At 69.0% G+C, this 14133-nt stretch carries 17 protein-coding genes; 11 read left to right on the forward strand and 6 right to left on the reverse strand.

From position 1 onward, the window contains the following. The first annotated feature begins 8 nt into the window (after positions 1-8). The 10 genes from ACFYY8_RS33465 to ACFYY8_RS33510 all read left to right on the forward strand — a co-directional run bounded on the left by ACFYY8_RS33465 (position 9) and on the right by ACFYY8_RS33510 (position 7812). Positions 9-419, forward strand: a complete 411-nt coding sequence (locus ACFYY8_RS33465) for a hypothetical protein (RefSeq protein WP_390047976.1) — start codon at positions 9-11, stop codon at positions 417-419. Between the two features lie 404 nt (positions 420-823). Further along, positions 824-2323, forward strand: a complete 1500-nt coding sequence (locus tag ACFYY8_RS33470) for a hypothetical protein (RefSeq protein ID WP_390047978.1) — start codon at positions 824-826, stop codon at positions 2321-2323. A gap of 11 nt (positions 2324-2334) precedes the next feature. Further along, the gene (locus tag ACFYY8_RS33475; RefSeq protein WP_390047981.1) at positions 2335-2754 is read left to right on the forward strand and encodes a hypothetical protein; all 420 of its coding nucleotides are present in this window, start codon (positions 2335-2337) and stop codon (positions 2752-2754) included. A gap of 10 nt (positions 2755-2764) precedes the next feature. After that, the gene (locus tag ACFYY8_RS33480) at positions 2765-3637 is read left to right on the forward strand and encodes a hypothetical protein (RefSeq protein WP_390047983.1); all 873 of its coding nucleotides are present in this window, start codon (positions 2765-2767) and stop codon (positions 3635-3637) included. Continuing rightward, positions 3634-5094, forward strand: a complete 1461-nt coding sequence (locus ACFYY8_RS33485; RefSeq protein WP_390047985.1) for a hypothetical protein — start codon at positions 3634-3636, stop codon at positions 5092-5094. Before ACFYY8_RS33480 ends, ACFYY8_RS33485 begins: the two co-directional genes overlap by 4 nt. Positions 5095-5182: 88 nt before the next feature. After that, positions 5183-5794: a recombinase family protein gene (locus ACFYY8_RS33490; protein ID WP_390047987.1), complete on the forward strand. Its 612-nt coding sequence runs from the start codon at positions 5183-5185 to the stop codon at positions 5792-5794. A 93-nt stretch (positions 5795-5887) separates the two neighbouring features. Continuing rightward, on the forward strand, positions 5888-6349 hold the full coding sequence (locus ACFYY8_RS33495; RefSeq protein WP_390047989.1) for a hypothetical protein: 462 nt from the start codon (positions 5888-5890) through the stop codon (positions 6347-6349). 29 nt (positions 6350-6378) lie between these two features. Beyond that, on the forward strand, positions 6379-6630 hold the full coding sequence (locus tag ACFYY8_RS33500) for a hypothetical protein (protein ID WP_390047991.1): 252 nt from the start codon (positions 6379-6381) through the stop codon (positions 6628-6630). Between the two features lie 336 nt (positions 6631-6966). Further along, on the forward strand, positions 6967-7089 hold the full coding sequence (locus tag ACFYY8_RS33505) for a hypothetical protein (RefSeq protein WP_390047993.1): 123 nt from the start codon (positions 6967-6969) through the stop codon (positions 7087-7089). Positions 7090-7203: 114 nt separating this feature from the next. Continuing rightward, positions 7204-7812: a hypothetical protein gene (locus tag ACFYY8_RS33510; protein ID WP_390047995.1), complete on the forward strand. Its 609-nt coding sequence runs from the start codon at positions 7204-7206 to the stop codon at positions 7810-7812. Positions 7813-7817: 5 nt separating this feature from the next. On the opposite strand, the gene ACFYY8_RS33515 is transcribed toward ACFYY8_RS33510, so the two are convergent. From ACFYY8_RS33515 to ACFYY8_RS33530, 4 genes are all read right to left on the reverse strand, one after another. Next, positions 7818-8081: a hypothetical protein gene (locus ACFYY8_RS33515; RefSeq protein ID WP_390047997.1), complete on the reverse strand. Its 264-nt coding sequence runs from the start codon at positions 8079-8081 to the stop codon at positions 7818-7820. A gap of 165 nt (positions 8082-8246) precedes the next feature. After that, positions 8247-8660, reverse strand: a complete 414-nt coding sequence (locus tag ACFYY8_RS33520; RefSeq protein ID WP_386197128.1) for a hypothetical protein — start codon at positions 8658-8660, stop codon at positions 8247-8249. Next, positions 8657-9475, reverse strand: coding sequence for an N-acetylmuramoyl-L-alanine amidase (locus ACFYY8_RS33525; RefSeq protein WP_390047999.1), 819 nt, complete (start codon positions 9473-9475; stop codon positions 8657-8659). The genes ACFYY8_RS33520 and ACFYY8_RS33525 overlap by 4 nt, the downstream gene beginning before the upstream one ends. A 53-nt stretch (positions 9476-9528) precedes the next feature. After that, positions 9529-9861, reverse strand: a complete 333-nt coding sequence (locus ACFYY8_RS33530) for a hypothetical protein (RefSeq protein WP_390048001.1) — start codon at positions 9859-9861, stop codon at positions 9529-9531. A 166-nt stretch (positions 9862-10027) separates the two neighbouring features. On the opposite strand from ACFYY8_RS33530, the gene ACFYY8_RS33535 reads away from it, so the two are divergent. Next, positions 10028-11014: a DUF4352 domain-containing protein gene (locus ACFYY8_RS33535; RefSeq protein WP_390048003.1), complete on the forward strand. Its 987-nt coding sequence runs from the start codon at positions 10028-10030 to the stop codon at positions 11012-11014. 234 nt (positions 11015-11248) lie between these two features. Here the strand turns inward: ACFYY8_RS33535 and ACFYY8_RS33540 are convergent, their stop codons facing one another. Both ACFYY8_RS33540 and ACFYY8_RS33545 read right to left on the reverse strand, forming a co-directional pair. After that, positions 11249-12370 carry a hypothetical protein gene (locus ACFYY8_RS33540; protein ID WP_390048005.1) on the reverse strand — a complete coding sequence of 374 codons (1122 nt, stop codon included), beginning with the start codon at positions 12368-12370 and terminating at the stop codon, positions 11249-11251. 767 nt (positions 12371-13137) lie between these two features. Beyond that, complete coding sequence (locus tag ACFYY8_RS33545) at positions 13138-14130, reverse strand: hypothetical protein (RefSeq protein ID WP_390048007.1); 993 nt, start codon at positions 14128-14130, stop codon at positions 13138-13140. Between the last annotated feature and the right edge of the window lie 3 nt (positions 14131-14133).

A 14133-nucleotide genomic window follows, 5' to 3' on the forward strand; every position in this document is an offset into this window, starting at 1 on the left:
GGAGAGCCGTGACCTACCGAACGCTCGCGAAGACCAGCGTCGACGCCCGCGCCCGGCACTGGGCGGCCCGGCGTGAGCAGCACCTCACGCTGGGCCCGAAGGGGGTCGCCTTGGCTTGGGGCGACCAGGTGCGCGCCCTCGCCGCCGCCCAGGCCCGCCGCGGCGACCACACCAGGTGGACCGCCCTCGCCGCGACGTTGGAGGTGTTCTGCTCCCGTTTCAAGCCGGGTGGTACCCGGCGTGCGGCCAGCCAGCTCCATCACTGGGAGTCACGGCTGGCCGCGCTGTACGGCGCGTCCCCGAAGGTCGTCGCGCTGGCCTGGTGGGACCGGGCCCGCGCCGTGGCCGGTGATCAGGATGGCGATGAAGGTTGGTCTGATCTGGCGCGGACGCTGCAGAACCTGCATGGCGGTGGGTGAGCTCATGTTCATGTTCATCATCGGCTCTGGCGGCCTCGCGCGCGCATTATGCGGACGCGCGGACGCGGACGCGCGCGGACGCACGCGCGCGCGAATCCCATATCGAGCGTCTGGCGTCAAGAGGAGAAGCTGTGTCTGACGACACCGAAAATGTGATCATTTTACGGCCCCGGGGCGCCTCGGCTCCGCCGCCTCTTCCGCCCTCGATGCCGCCTGCTCTCCGCCCCGACCCCCCGGCGCTCCCTGCGGCTCCGCCTACGGTCAGTGACGATCGGGACGACGTCGAGGTCGCCCTGCCGAGCCTTCCGGCGCCTACCGGCATGCGGCCTCCTCTGCCTGCGCCGAGCGCGCCGCCCCTCCCTATGCCCGTCGACGACGAGGGCCAGGGCGATGGCGAGCTCGTCTTGCCGACGCCCGCAGACCCCGAGTCCCCGACCATCAGCGAGACCCTGGCGGTCGCCGTGGCGCTGATGACGGCCCTCGGAGTGGCCGCCGCGCGGGCGATCTGGCAGCGGGCACAGGACCGTAAGGGACGCACGGATCGGGGTCGCGACCACGCGGGCAAGACGTCCGCTGGCGGCTCCGGCTCCGGAGCTGGTGGTGGCCGAGGGTCACGGAATGGGGGGCTCAAGAGCCCTTCGGGCCTGAAGTCTCTGGGCGGTTCCCCGAAGGGCAAATCCCCGAAGTCCTCGCGCAGCCCGTCCGGCCTCGGCGCGGGCACCAAGCCCCGGTCCGGAAAGGGCCTCGGCGGATCGGGAGGCGGGTCCCGTAAGGGACCGGAGGGCGGCAAGAAGACCCCGGGCGGCAAGGCCGTCCCCAAGGCTGCCAAGGGCGGCAAGACGGCCTGGGAGGCGGCGAAGAAGCTCCGCCGCCGCAAGAAGGGCGACGGTGACGGCCAGGCGCCTAAGCCCAAGCAGCCCGGCAAGGACAGCACCGCCAAGCCCAAGGCGGTCCAGCGCCCCCTCGCCCGCAAGCTGACCTGGAAGGCCCCGAAGAAGGGCGAAGAGGAGAGCGGCCGTAAGCGCTGGAAGCGCACGGACGACGGCGGCAGCGGTGGCAAGAGCGGTTCGAAGGTCAAGCGGCGCCTTGGCGGCTGGTGGAAGCGTTGGAAGAACCGCGCCACCCCAGATCCGGCCGCTGACCCGGCCGCCGAGGCGACGCAGCCGACCGCGGACGAGGACGGCCAAGAGGAGGAGGCGGAGCAGCAGGAGGAGGCGCAGCCAGAGGCGCCGGAGGAGGAACAGACGGAGGCCTCCCCGCCTCCTCCGCCACCGCCTCCTCCAGGGCCCGGCGGCATGAGACCACCCCCCGGAGCTGCGCCCCAGGAGACGACGTGGACGGCCGAGCAGATCTTCCCGGACCCGCCGCCGCCGCGGACCCCGGAGGCGGTCACCGGGGCGCCTCCGACGGGACGGCTCGCTCTGGGCCCTCCGGTCAACGTCGCAGACGACCCCGAACCGCCGCAGCCCGCGCAGCAGGAAGGACCACCCGTGAGCACACTCGCCAGGACGGCCCCGTACTCCTCCGGAGGGCAGGTGGACCTGACCGTCTACGACGTCATCGAGGCCGACGCTGACATGGAGGCTGAGATCACTGACGGCGTGGCTACGGCGTTGGGTGCCGCAGACGGTTGCGAGCGGCTCAGGACCCGCCTGGAAACCCTTCGCGCGAAGGTCATCGACCTGAAGGTGCCCGGCAGCTTGGAGAGCGACGTGCTGGGGCTCATGGAGCTGGTCGACACAATCCGGATCGCCGCGCAGTCCATCGCGTCCACCCTTCCCACCGCGGCGGAGGCGATCTCCGTCGCAGGGGCGAACGCCGCAGCCCGTCACAAGGGCCTGGCCGACGTGACCCGCGACATGGGTCACGCCCGCCCGGCGGAACGTCCGTACCACGACGAGTAGGAGCAGGAGACATGGGAGAGCTGGAGCGAAGCGAGACCGGTGCCGCCGAGGTCGGCGTGCTGGACGTGGTGGCCTACGGCATCGTCGTGCTGCAGCTGGCGCTGGCCGGGGCCAAGCTGCGCAGACTCGGCGATCAGGTGCGCTCCGCGTACTCGTACGTGGAGGGCTGTTCGGCCTCCGTCGACCGGCTGGCCGACCAGATGGCGGCCCTCGAGGTCGACCCCGACACGGTGGCCGAGCACCGGGAGGCCGCCGCCGTCATGCGGCGTGCCCTCGCCGAGGCGGAGCGGATGGCCGCCGTAGCTGAGGACCTTGCGCTTGGCTTCGCCAACGCCTCCGCCACGCACGAGGCCGAGTACGGGCCCGTCGCGGAGGCGGCGCGGGCGATGCCGGTCCCGATGGCCCACTCCGCGTTCTACGGAAACCGCTGAGGAGATGACGATGGCTCGCCCCCTGTTGAAGGTGGACATCGAAGTCCCCGCCTGGCCTGCGGTGGACCGAGCGCGCTGGCATCTGGCCGCCCTGCAGGACTTCACCGGCCGGGCCGCGACCGTGGCCGGCGCCGGACTGGCCGGGGCCGGACTGCTGGCCGACCAGGCCGTCACCGGCCCGGCCCTTGTCGCAACCGCCGCGGCGACCCTGGCGGGCCTGGTGACCCTGCGGGCCTGGCGCCCCGTCGGGCACCAGCGCGCCACCGCCAGCGTGCTGTACCTGATGCCCGGCGCGGGCTTGGCCGTCCTGCTGGCCACCGAGCGAATCGTGCCCGGCCCACACTGGGGTGAGGCCCTCGCGCTGGCCGCCTGGACGGTCTGGACGTGGGTGGTCCGCCCGGCCCAGCTCGCCCGCCGCATGCTCGCCCCGCTGCCCGCGCCGGTCGTCCCGGCCGACGAGGACGAGGTGGAGGAGCCGCTCGGCAGCCACCCCGCTGCCCGCTGGTGGGCTGCGAACGTCGCCCGCGAGGGTGGTCCGGCGGCCGGCACCGCCCTGGAGGGCATCGAGGTCACCGGGGAGCGGGCCATGCGGGCGATGATCCGCTCGACGACCCCGGGCACACCGGTGCCGGACATCTCCATCCGGCACCTGTCGGCCCTCATGGACCTCCCCGAAGACGACATCGCGATCACGTCGGTACCGGGCCGCGGCGCGGGAGTGCGGCGCCTGACCATCGGCCAAGCCACCGAGCAGTTCGACCCGGCCACCGTGTGGGCGCAGCGGATCGCGCCCGTCGCCATGCCCGGCGCGGTGCTGACCGGTATCCGTGTCGGCCGCCCCGGCGCCCCCGTAGCCGCGAACACGAAGGAGAGCACCTCATGAGCACCCTGGCCGTCGCCACCGACGAGGTGGTCGAGCTGACGCTGGAAGCGCCTCAAGGCCAGATCGTCCGCTACGACCTTCCCCGGCTGTGCTCGGCCCTGGGCATCGACGACCCCACCCGGGTAGCGGTCGAAACCGACGGGGGCCGGCACGCGCTCGTCACGGTCTACCCGTCCAACCCACTCGCGTCGGTGCGGGCCGTGACCCGCGAGGACCTGGTGATGGACCGGCACGGCCGCATCACCGTGGGCCTCTACCACAACGGCCGCCCGGCTAAGAAGAGGCTGTTCGACCCGAGCACCGGCAGCGCCCAGCGCTTCCTGATGTTCGGCACCACCGGTGCCGGGAAGAGCCGTGCACTCCAGTTGGAGTTGGTCGCCGAGAAGATCAACGGGATCGTGAGCTGGCTCGCCGACCTCAAGGAGGGGCAATCGGTCCCCGAGGCGCGCGACCACGTCGACTTCTACGGCACCAGCCAGGAGGCGGCGATCCTGATTCTGCGCGCGGGGGTTGCGGTTGCCCATGAACGGATGCGTCGCTACAGCGCCGCCGGCCGCAACGCCTTCCTCCTCGGCGGCGGCGACCCACTGCTGCACGTGCGCATCGACGAGGCCAACCGTCTGCTGGAAAAGGGGGCGCCCTACCGGGACGAAGCCACCTATCTGATCAAGGAACTGGGCAGGACCGGCCGGAGCGTGGGTGTCGGCATCGGGCTCGCTGCACAGGCATCCCACCTGGAGGAACTCGGCGGGTCGGACACGCTCAGGGCCATGCTCAAGGAAGGCTGGGTCACCCTCCTTCGCTGGACGTCCAGCATGATGCGGCAGCTGGTGGCCGACGGGCTACTGCCGGCAGGAGACCAACTCCAGCCCATCCCCAGAACCCTCCAGGTGCGCGAGCTGCGTTCCCAGTTCGACGTCGACGCTGAAGAAGACGAGGAAGACGGCCCCGGCACCCAGGGGACCGGCTACCTGCTGTCGGGTCCGCGACCCAACGCGATGATGCGGCACCTACGCATCGGCTCCATCGCCCCGCTGCCGGGCCTGGACCCGGAGATTCTCGCCCTGTACGGCTCGGAGGAACCCACCCGCCTGGAGAAGGCGTCGTGGGCGGCGGCCGGTGAGGCGTACGCCTCCCGCCACGACCCGGACGCCATGGCCGTGCTGTGCCGGGTCGTAGCGGAGGAGCAGCAGGGGGCCGCCGGACAAGGTGCAGGAGGCGGTACGGCCGAAGGAGGAAGCGGGGGCGGCTCCGGCAAGACGCGCCTCCTCGCGGATCGCATCCTGGCGGCCCTGGCCGCAGCCGACGCCCCGATGGCTGCTGGCGACATCCTCGACGCCGTCAACGCCGACGGAGGCCGGGAAGTCTCGCTGGGCGGGCTGCGCAACACCCTCGGCGGCCTGGCCGACCGCGGCGACGTCGAGCGTCTGGAGCGCGGCCTGTATGCCCCCGCCTGACTACCGGGCCGCACTGTGTCGACAAACGATCGTCTGTCGTCACAAGTGATCGTTTCGCATTCCACGAGGTCCCGAATGACGGAAACCCGTGACGGAAATCTATGACGCCAAAGGAGCCTTTCCCGTCATGCTTATCGGCTACGGGCGGGTCAGCACCCGCGACCAACACCCCGAGAGTCAGCACGACCGCCTGACGGCCGCCGGGTGCGAACGCATCTACATCGACAAGGCCAGCGGAACTCTCTCCAGCCGCCCCGAATTCGACCGCGCGCTCGACGCCCTCCGCCAGGGCGACGTCTTCGTCTTCACCAAGCTGGACCGGATCGGCCGATCGGTGAAGATGCTCAAGGACACCGCCGACCGCGTCCAAGCCGCTGGCGCCGGACTTCGGGCGCTCGACCAGAACATCGACACCACCACGCCCGAGGGCCGCCTCTTCTTCCACATCCTCGCCGCGTTCGCCGAGTGGGAGCGCGACATGATCGTGGCCCGCACCATGGACGGCCTGGCGGCTGCTCGCGCCCGCGGCCGGACCGGCGGGCGCAAGCCGAAGCTGAGGCCGTATCAGGTGGAGCGGGCACGGGCGATGTACGAAGAGGTTGGCGAGGACGGGCGACGGCGGTGGACGGTGCAGCAGATCGCCGACGAGCTGGGCGTGAAGCGCACCACCCTGAACGGTCATCTGAACCAGAGCACCTGATAACCGCGATTATCGGGCCGCCTTCGTGATCTTGGAGGCGGCCTGTCACCGGGCCGCCGTACGATCCGACTATCTCCCTCTGGAGGGAATCCCTTGAAGATCCGCCTTCTCGGCCTGCCGGACGAGACCGCCCAGGCCGTGGACCTGCTCGCCCAGACCTTCGACGTGATCGATGTGTCCGACCCCTACCCGATGCGGGGCGCCAGTCGGCAGGTCCGCGTCTACATCGAGATTCGCCTGCCCCAGAAGCGACAGGACCGCCCTGTTCCGCTCCGGTCAGCCGCCGGACCCGCCCCCCTCACCCCCGAGAGGACGCACCCCACGACATACACCCTGTCAGTCATCGACTGCGACGCCGGTCCCAACGTCCGCGGTCAGGAATTCCCGGAGTGGCTGATCGCCCACTCCAAGGAGGCGAGCTGGGAGGTCCTCGCGTGGCTGATCGCCATCGGCTACGACGACAGCAAGCCTGACTGGTGGGTCCTCATCACCCCCACCGGGGAGGACCCCTCCGCGCTCAACGTGATCGATTCCCGCAGCAACATCGCACTGTGAACCTGTGTCGGGTCTGACAAGGAGGAATCATGGTCCAAGTACGCGTCGTGGACACCAGCGAGGAGGCGGTCAGCGAGGTCATGGACATCCTGCTGCCCCTGCTGCGGCAGTGCCCGAACCTCGTGATCGCTAACCGCCCGAAGGACGTCGTCGGGGACGGCGAGGTGGGTGTCGTCTTCGAGCTGCGCCCTGTGGGCAGCTCGCCCTTCCAGGCCGACCGCGGCGGCAGCCGTACCTCAAGCCGGCGCCAGACCACCGCCCGCCACCCACGGATCGGATAACTGCTTGCACAGCAGGGCGCCCCCGTCCTCCGTAGAGGCGGGGGCGTCCTGTTGTCCGACTGCCCTGCCCGGTCGCCGGACCGTACCCTGGCCACGAAGGAGGATCATGCCTGCGTTCGAAGTGTTCCGCCCCACCCGCCGACGAGGCCCTCGTCCCCGAAGTGAGCGGCTCGTCACCCGGCTCGATGACCGAGACGATCAAATCCGTCAGGCGGCTGTCGACGGCGCGCCACCCTCTGATCTGGCGGAGCGATGGGGTCTCAGCCTCGGACGCATCTACCAGATCGTGGGGGACGCGCCTGCGCACGATCACCCGGCCGGGCGACCATGAACGGCATGACACCCGACGACGACCCGATGCCCGACAGCGTCCTGCAGGATGCCCTCGCCGTGCTGGAGCCGTACCGCGAGCAGGTGGAGCCGCTGCTGCGGGCGGCCGAGGTCGAGCTCGACGAGTAGCTGCTCAGCGGAGAGCCCTCGCCCCCACGGCGAGGGCTCTTTTTCGTGCTACCCATTACGGAGAGCCCGTATTACGGTAAATGCCACCATCCCACTGCCCCACCGAGGAAACCAATGACGTTTTCCGAAGGCTGGCAGGCCCGCGCCATAACCTGGCGCATAGCGACCACGCTGGCATTATTCGCACTCGCAGGACTGGCCTCCTGGATGAACCGCCCCCGCGCCTGGCCGACCGTCATCACCGCCAGCGCATGCATCTGGTTCGCCTACTGGCTACAGAGCAACATCTCCACCTTCACCGACCCCCGACACCTGCGCGCACTACGCGCCGCAGTCAAGGCCGCCCGCCCGAAGACAGCGCTTCGATACGGCGACGTCCTGCTGGACGTGAGCAAGCCCTCATGGTGGGACACGACGATCCACCGCATCACCGAGACGGACCTCGCCGACGCCCGCGCCGACCTGCTGATGGGGGCGCAGGTCACCACAGTGAGATACGAGGTGTTCTTCCTCCGGGGCCGCTACACCATCATCGGCTTGCGAGGCGCCCACGCCGCCAAGGCCGGAGCGGACGGAGAACTGGAGATCATGCCCTCGCCTCGGATGTCGTCTTACAGGCGCATGCGGGCAATGCAGTCCGCCGGCCGGTCAGGCGCCCTGCACGTCACCCCCGCCGAGATCGCTGATCTACTACATCAGCTCCAGCAGGCCGAACCGATGTAAGCCATTCAGCTCTCCTCCCGAGCGGCCTTCCTCAGCGCGACCTGCCGATCATGGCGCTGGCCCGTACCGCCCCACCACTCATCCTGATACAGCGTTTCCAGCGCGGCCATCTGCGCTGATCGCACCTCAGCCAGCTGGGTTCGCTGCTCGTCGGTCATCTCCAGCGACGGCGGCAACTCCCGGCACAGCTGCTCCACCGCGTCCGTCGCCGCCCAGAAAGCGCGCTGCGCCTGAATGAGGCGTTCCGGAAAGTCGTAGGTGTCGGACATAGCTCTCCCCGGGGTGGCGCGTGGTACGGCGGCGATCCTATGAGGAGTGCTCGGACAGCACGAAAGCGCCCCGCCGCCCTCCGCGCAGGAGGACGAGCGGGGCGCTGCAGTCTGGGTGGGGTCCCGACCGGCTTGGCCGCACGTCCGGGACCCCACAAGCTGAGACTACCGCTGCGACAGCGGCAAATCCGGGCGGGGCGTATGACGGGCCATGAAGCCGGACACCGCCGTGATCGCCGTCGGGATCAGCGGCACGGTGATGGTCTCCAGCCAGTCCGGCCAGAACGCGATCAGCGACAAATCGCTGTTCACCGCCTGCAGCACACTCAGCGCGGCCACTGACCCCAGGTAAGTTCCCAGCGTGGCCCACTTCACCTTGGCCTCCACCGCCGGCCGCGACGTCGTGATGGGCTCTCCGTGCATACGCTCCTCCTTGGGGAGACCACCGCCCTCTCGGGGCGGAAAACAAGAAGACCAGCCCGAACGTGGCTGGTCAGGGTCGTGCGGTATGCGATCTGGTATGAAATCGGGCCGTTCATCGCGGCCCAGCAGGTAGGCGAGCAGCGCCCCCTCGATCACGGCGCCGCGGGCTCCTCGGGTGTGGGCTCAGGTTCGGCCGGCGGCTTCCACGCCCACGTCGACTCCCACGTCGTCCGATCGACGACGCCGGTGACCGGCAGGCCCACCGCCCGTTGCCAGGACCGGCACACCGTCCGCGACTGCGGGCCGTACCAGCCGTCGACGTCGAGCCGCCACCCGCGCCGGACGAGACGCTCCTGCCACGCCTCCACGTCCTCGCCATGCAGCATCGGATCCTCGACCTGCAGCACACGGCCCGGCCACAGGGCGACGCCGTCGCGCACGACGACCTTGATGGGCTTCGCCTCGTCGCCCCGCACCATCGCCATGAACTCGTCCCACGGGAAGCTGCTCCCCGGGTCTGAGTGGTCCGTCTGCTTGAAAGCCGCCGACACGTCCACGTGCCCGCAGATGCCCCGCTTGCCCGCCCGCACCTCAGCCACCGACAGGCGTCGCAGAGGCACATCCCACCGGGCCGCGACCTGCCGCACCAGCACCGCCGCCCGCCGCAGCATCTCCTGGTGGTCGTCATCAGCCCACCGGGACGCCGGGCCCTTCTGCGGGTCGCACAGCTCGACGCCGATCGAGCCGGTGTTCGGCGGGGCGTGGTACGCCACCGTCGTCTCCCGCACCGCCGCCACCACCTCGCCCGGGTCCACGATGTAGTGCGCACTCCCGCCCGCCGAAGACGACTGGAAGTACCGCGCGACCGCCTTCGCACCGCCCTCCACACACGGGCTGACGGTGGCGTGAATCACGATCCGCGACACTGACGTCTGGCCGCCACCATGCTTCGCGGCCTGCACGAACCTCATGACCGCTCCTCCTTCTTTCGCTGACGGCGCCTTTGCGCCAGGTCTGACCGCCGTCAGCGGATCAGGCTGATGACGACCGGGATGAGCACGCCGGCCGCAGTCACCAGCAGACCGACAACCGCAAGGATCTGCCGAGTCCGGTCGGCCAGCTGGGGCCGGGTGACGACGTCCCGTTCCAGCGCGTCCAGCCGGGTTTCCAGCGCCTGGCCGCGGGCTTCGGCGACGGCACGGTCGGCGTCAACGCGCTTGGCGAGGTCGGCGTGGCGCCCGTCGGCATGGTCCAGGCGCTGCAGGATGAGAGCGTTCTGGCCGGCGGTGCGTTCGAAGCCGACCTCTACCAGCCGCCGTATCTCGGCCAGCGCGCTATCGACGCTGGGTTCCTGCATGGGCCCCGCCCCTCCCTCGGGTGGCCGAACACGGCCACGACGTAGCCCGGCCGGGTGGCTCAGGCGTCACACACCGCACCCTTCGCGCGCACCAGGAGAAACCGTGTCGTACCCACCCCAATACGACCCTTACGGACGCCGCCCGCTTCTGTCCCCCATAGCCATCGTGCTCGGGACAGCCCTCCTGGCCGGGGCTGCGGTTCTCGCGATCATCCTCGTGCTCAGACCCCCCACGAGCTCCTCAGGCACCGCCGCCGCCAACGGCACCGAGGTCGCGCAAGACCTGGGGACCCAAGAGCAGACCGAGGACGGCGCCCGCGCCGCCGCGCAACAGACGCTGGACGCGTACGCCGGGGGCGACTACGGCGCGTTCTGGGACCGCTGGACAACCGCCTCCCAAGCCCTGATGGGGCGCGAGGACTTCATCCGAATGCACACCGAGTGCGCCCAGCCCGCGCAGGGAGTGCGTTTCGTGGTCGGCGCCGTCACCGTGACCGGCACCACCGCACGAGTAGGAGTCACCCGGCTCATCGCCGCCACCACCTTCGATTTCACCTTCGAAGACGGGGCCTGGCGGTACGTACTGCCTGCAGAGCAGCAGGCCGAGTACCGGAAGGGCGTCGATCAGATCGTGCGGGAGAGGAAGGCCTCCAACCAGTGCGGCCGAGACGCGCTGAAGCTCACCCCGGTTCCGATGCCAACGCCATCTTCTGACGCGCCGACATCCGCTGCGCCACCCGCCGCCGCAACAAAGGTCGGCCAGCCGGTCCAGGTCGGGGATCTGACCTTCACCGTCACCCGAGTCGAGCAAGGCGCCCAGCTGAAGGAGCCCATCACGAACAAGCCGGTGCAGGCACAAGGCCAGTGGGTGCTGGTGCACGTCTCCGTCACGAGCCACGCCAGCAAGGCCATACCGATCCTCGGCGGCCGCCAAGCCCTCGTCGACGATCAAGGCCGGGCATACCGGCAAGATGCACAGGCTGCGAACTACGACATGGGCGACCTGGCTCTCGTCATCAAGCCGATCAACCCGAACCAGACGCTCACCGGGGCCTTCGTGTACGACGTGCCCGCCGGCAGCAGGCCGACGGCGCTGGAGTTGCACGACTACGCCCAGGCCGACAGCCCGGCGGTGAAGGTCTCCCTCAGCTAGTGAGCTGATGCACTGACCCGTCCGCCTCTCGGCAGTACAGGTGGCCGGCCTTCGCGTACAGGATCACCCCGGACGGTGGCGGGGCAGGGTCCGCACCGAGGTTCGGCAGGATCAACCCCTGCGACGCGCGCGCGAAGGGCGCCCTCGACTGCCCGGCGGTCTGCGCCGCGGTCCGTGCCGTCCGCGCATCAGCCAGCTCATCGGCGGCGGTGCGCGGGTATCGCGGTGTCGCCATCAGGACGCCTCCTCGAAGATGAGTTCTGCTCTCTCCTCCTGGTCGTCGGCCGTCGGCGGCTTGAGGTCCATGCCGACGATCCGCCACTCCTTCACGAAGGTGGGCGCGCCGAACGCGTCGAGCGGGAACCAGTTGTTGACCAGGGTGAAGCGCGCCTTGTCGCCCAGGAAGTTGGGGTCAATGCTGAACGCGTCGTCGAAGTGCACGACGATCCGAGGAATCGATACCGACCCGCTCCTGGTCGCAGCCAGCGTCTGCGCGTACCCGTTGAGGGTCGCCTGGTCGCGGACGCTGCTGTAGTCCACCGTCTGATCCAGCAGCGGATACCCGGCGGCGAGCTTGGCGGCGTCCTCGTACACCGTGCTCATGAGCGGCTCGCTCGCGGTGCTGAGGTCGTCCTGGATCGTGTCGCCGCGCGCCTGCCAGGCGGTCGCGGCCTGCGTCGCGTCGGACGGGTACGACCAGGACTTGATCTTGCCCGGCTGGCTGATGTCCCGGGTGATCGTCGGCGACCCGAGCGTCGGGTACCCCCACACCCACTGCCGGACGCGTTCCCCGGTGGCGGGGTCGATGTAGGTGCGGATCATGTACTCACACCCATCGGCGACGTTCGCCAGCTGCTCCAGCCGCTCGCCGTACGTGGCCGACTCCGACGCCCGGTAGGTCCGGTCCCGCGTCACGCCGCTGTTGCCCGGCGTGAGCACCAGACCAAGGTCCCCCTCGGGCCGGGCCGCCATGTGGGTGAGGAGCTGCCGTGCGATCTCGATCTGGTCCTGGCCCGTGTAGCTCAAATTGGCCCGGATCTTCCGCCTGTACGCGTACGACTCCAAGGCAGCACCTTGGATCTTCAGGGTTAGGTTGCCCTGCTCGTCCATGGCGGGCTCGGTGTACCAGATGGGGTAGCTGCCCCAGATGTCGTAGCCGCGCATCACGTGGATCACGGTTCGACCGTCGACGATTTTCCGGGCCTTCTCGGTCTGGGCGAGATTCGGCAGCGCGGCGGTCGCCCGGAAAGCCCCGGGCACGATGATCCGGCGCTGGCATGTCTCGACGGACAGCTCCATCTCGGTCAGCGTCTGATCCGTGAGCAGGTCCGCGATGACGCAGTGGCGAATAGTCATTTCACCCCCATCGCAATGGCGCACCAATCAACATGCCGACAGACAAAGATGCCTAGAAAGCGATCGGCACACCCCAAAACCCCCGAGGGATAGGAGTTCCGATATTTATCGTAAACCCGTGATATGAATACAATGATACCGTTGAAGTGAAATAAAATACGCCAGTCGCGCCACTGCTGTTCAGCGTCCTGGTTGCAGTTGACATACTCACATCAGTGTCAACCTGGACATCGGTGCGTTCCGTAAACCCTGTTGGAGGCGTCCATGACATCGCCGAGCTGGTGTAGTGAGCGGCCACGCATCGGATCTCAAGGTCATCCGAACCATTCGGCGTGGTCGATGGGGTCGGAATGAGAGTCGCCCCGCCCCCTCCTCCGACCTGCGCGATTACCGGAACATCTGTAGAGGCGGCCTGCGCTGCGACGATAGAAACTGCTCCCGAAAACGGAGTGGCCACTTGAGTGAACCCGTAGCTTGACGGCTCGCTGGCCCCGGCGATCTTCCACCATATTTTGGTGCCGCCCGCAAAGGTACTTTCTGCTGCCCGCGAGGCCAGAAGGGTCCAGGTAGCCCCTCCTGTGGGAGTGGTCATGTCCGTCAAAGTTCCGTCGCCTGTCGCCTGGAACGCCACCAGAATGTCCCCCGCAACCACTCCGGTGGGCTTAGCACAGGAGAAACTCGCCGCCCCTGACGCTACTTGAGACGCCGCGCGAAAAGTCGGCACCGGCTACCTCCAAACAATCGCATGAATATGCGGGCCCGCCTGACTACACCGCGATCTGCACCGTTAAATCCCCGCCAGGAACGGTTGACCCAACCTGATCTACGTCCACCGTCAGATAGCCACCATTGGGCCAGCTGGTGACGTTCATGTTCGTGACCAGCCCGCTGGTGAACCCAGAAGCAGCGATAGCAGGCCTGTTCGCCTGCGTGGTGAAGATGGTGGTTCCCGACAGGTTGACGTCAATCAGAATGCTCGCCCCTGTCGGAGCGGTGCCCACCGATGCCCGAACGCTTTTGATCGTCAGCGCCTGCCCCGAGTCGTTATAGAACCGGGTTTTCCCGGTGCCGGTGATCAAAGTCCCGACCATCGAGAGAGTGGGAGTTCCAAGGCCACCGCCGCCGCTGATCTGTCGCCAGGCGCCAGACCAGTACTGTTCGACGTTGCCGGTGTCCAGCCGCAGAACCTCCAGTCCCGGGATGGTCGGCAGCGCGTCCCGCTCGGTCGAGGAGTTGACCGGGATTCGCATCGGGGTTCCGGTCCAGGTCCGCTTGTCGGTCCGCGCCGACGCGAACGTGATGCTGGAGGCTCCGATCGGGACGGTCACCTCCCACAGCAGGATCGACGACGCGGGGACCGGGTTGGCTGCGCCGGTCGAGGTGTTGCCCTTGACGACCACCACCCGCGCGTCGGTCGAGCCCGACGCGTCGTAGGCGTTGTCCCTGACCTGCAGCACGACCCTGTCGGTGCGCGCGACGGATGCCTCACCCGCGCTGAAGGTCAGCGGCTCGTTCGCGTCCACCACGACGATGATTTGCCCTTGCAGGCTGTTGCTGGTGCCGTCCACCACCGCGATGAACGGCGCGACGTTCGCCTGCAGGGCGGAGGCTCCCGTCAGGTCCGCCGCCCCCGGGTAGTAGCAGACCCCGGCTCGGCGTTCCAGCACAGACGCGCCTGGCGCGAGGAAGGCCCCCAGTGCCAGGCGGTGATCCTGGAGGCTGGTGGTGGCGCTCGCCAGCGCCAGCGTGCGAATCGTCACGGT

The sequence above is a fragment of the Streptosporangium sp. NPDC001559 genome, assembly GCF_042893955.1.
Classification (GTDB): domain Bacteria; phylum Actinomycetota; class Actinomycetes; order Streptosporangiales; family Streptosporangiaceae; genus Streptosporangium.

Bases quoted from the DNA above. Each gene is read 5' to 3' on its own strand.
- ACFYY8_RS33475 (WP_390047981.1), top strand. From the start codon at position 2,335: ATGGGAGAGCTGGAGCGAAGCGAGACCGGTGCCGCCGAGGTCGGCGTG.
- ACFYY8_RS33480 (WP_390047983.1), top strand. From the start codon at position 2,765: ATGGCTCGCCCCCTGTTGAAGGTGGACATCGAAGTCCCCGCCTGGCCT.
- ACFYY8_RS33485 (WP_390047985.1), top strand. From the start codon at position 3,634: ATGAGCACCCTGGCCGTCGCCACCGACGAGGTGGTCGAGCTGACGCTG.
- ACFYY8_RS33500 (WP_390047991.1), top strand. From the start codon at position 6,379: ATGGTCCAAGTACGCGTCGTGGACACCAGCGAGGAGGCGGTCAGCGAG.
- ACFYY8_RS33505 (WP_390047993.1), top strand. From the start codon at position 6,967: ATGACACCCGACGACGACCCGATGCCCGACAGCGTCCTGCAGGATGCC.
- ACFYY8_RS33510 (WP_390047995.1), top strand. From the start codon at position 7,204: ATGACGTTTTCCGAAGGCTGGCAGGCCCGCGCCATAACCTGGCGCATA.
- ACFYY8_RS33515 (WP_390047997.1), bottom strand. From the start codon at position 8,081: ATGTCCGACACCTACGACTTTCCGGAACGCCTCATTCAGGCGCAGCGC.
- ACFYY8_RS33525 (WP_390047999.1), bottom strand. From the start codon at position 9,475: ATGAGGTTCGTGCAGGCCGCGAAGCATGGTGGCGGCCAGACGTCAGTG.
- ACFYY8_RS33530 (WP_390048001.1), bottom strand. From the start codon at position 9,861: ATGCAGGAACCCAGCGTCGATAGCGCGCTGGCCGAGATACGGCGGCTG.
- ACFYY8_RS33540 (WP_390048005.1), bottom strand. From the start codon at position 12,370: ATGACTATTCGCCACTGCGTCATCGCGGACCTGCTCACGGATCAGACG.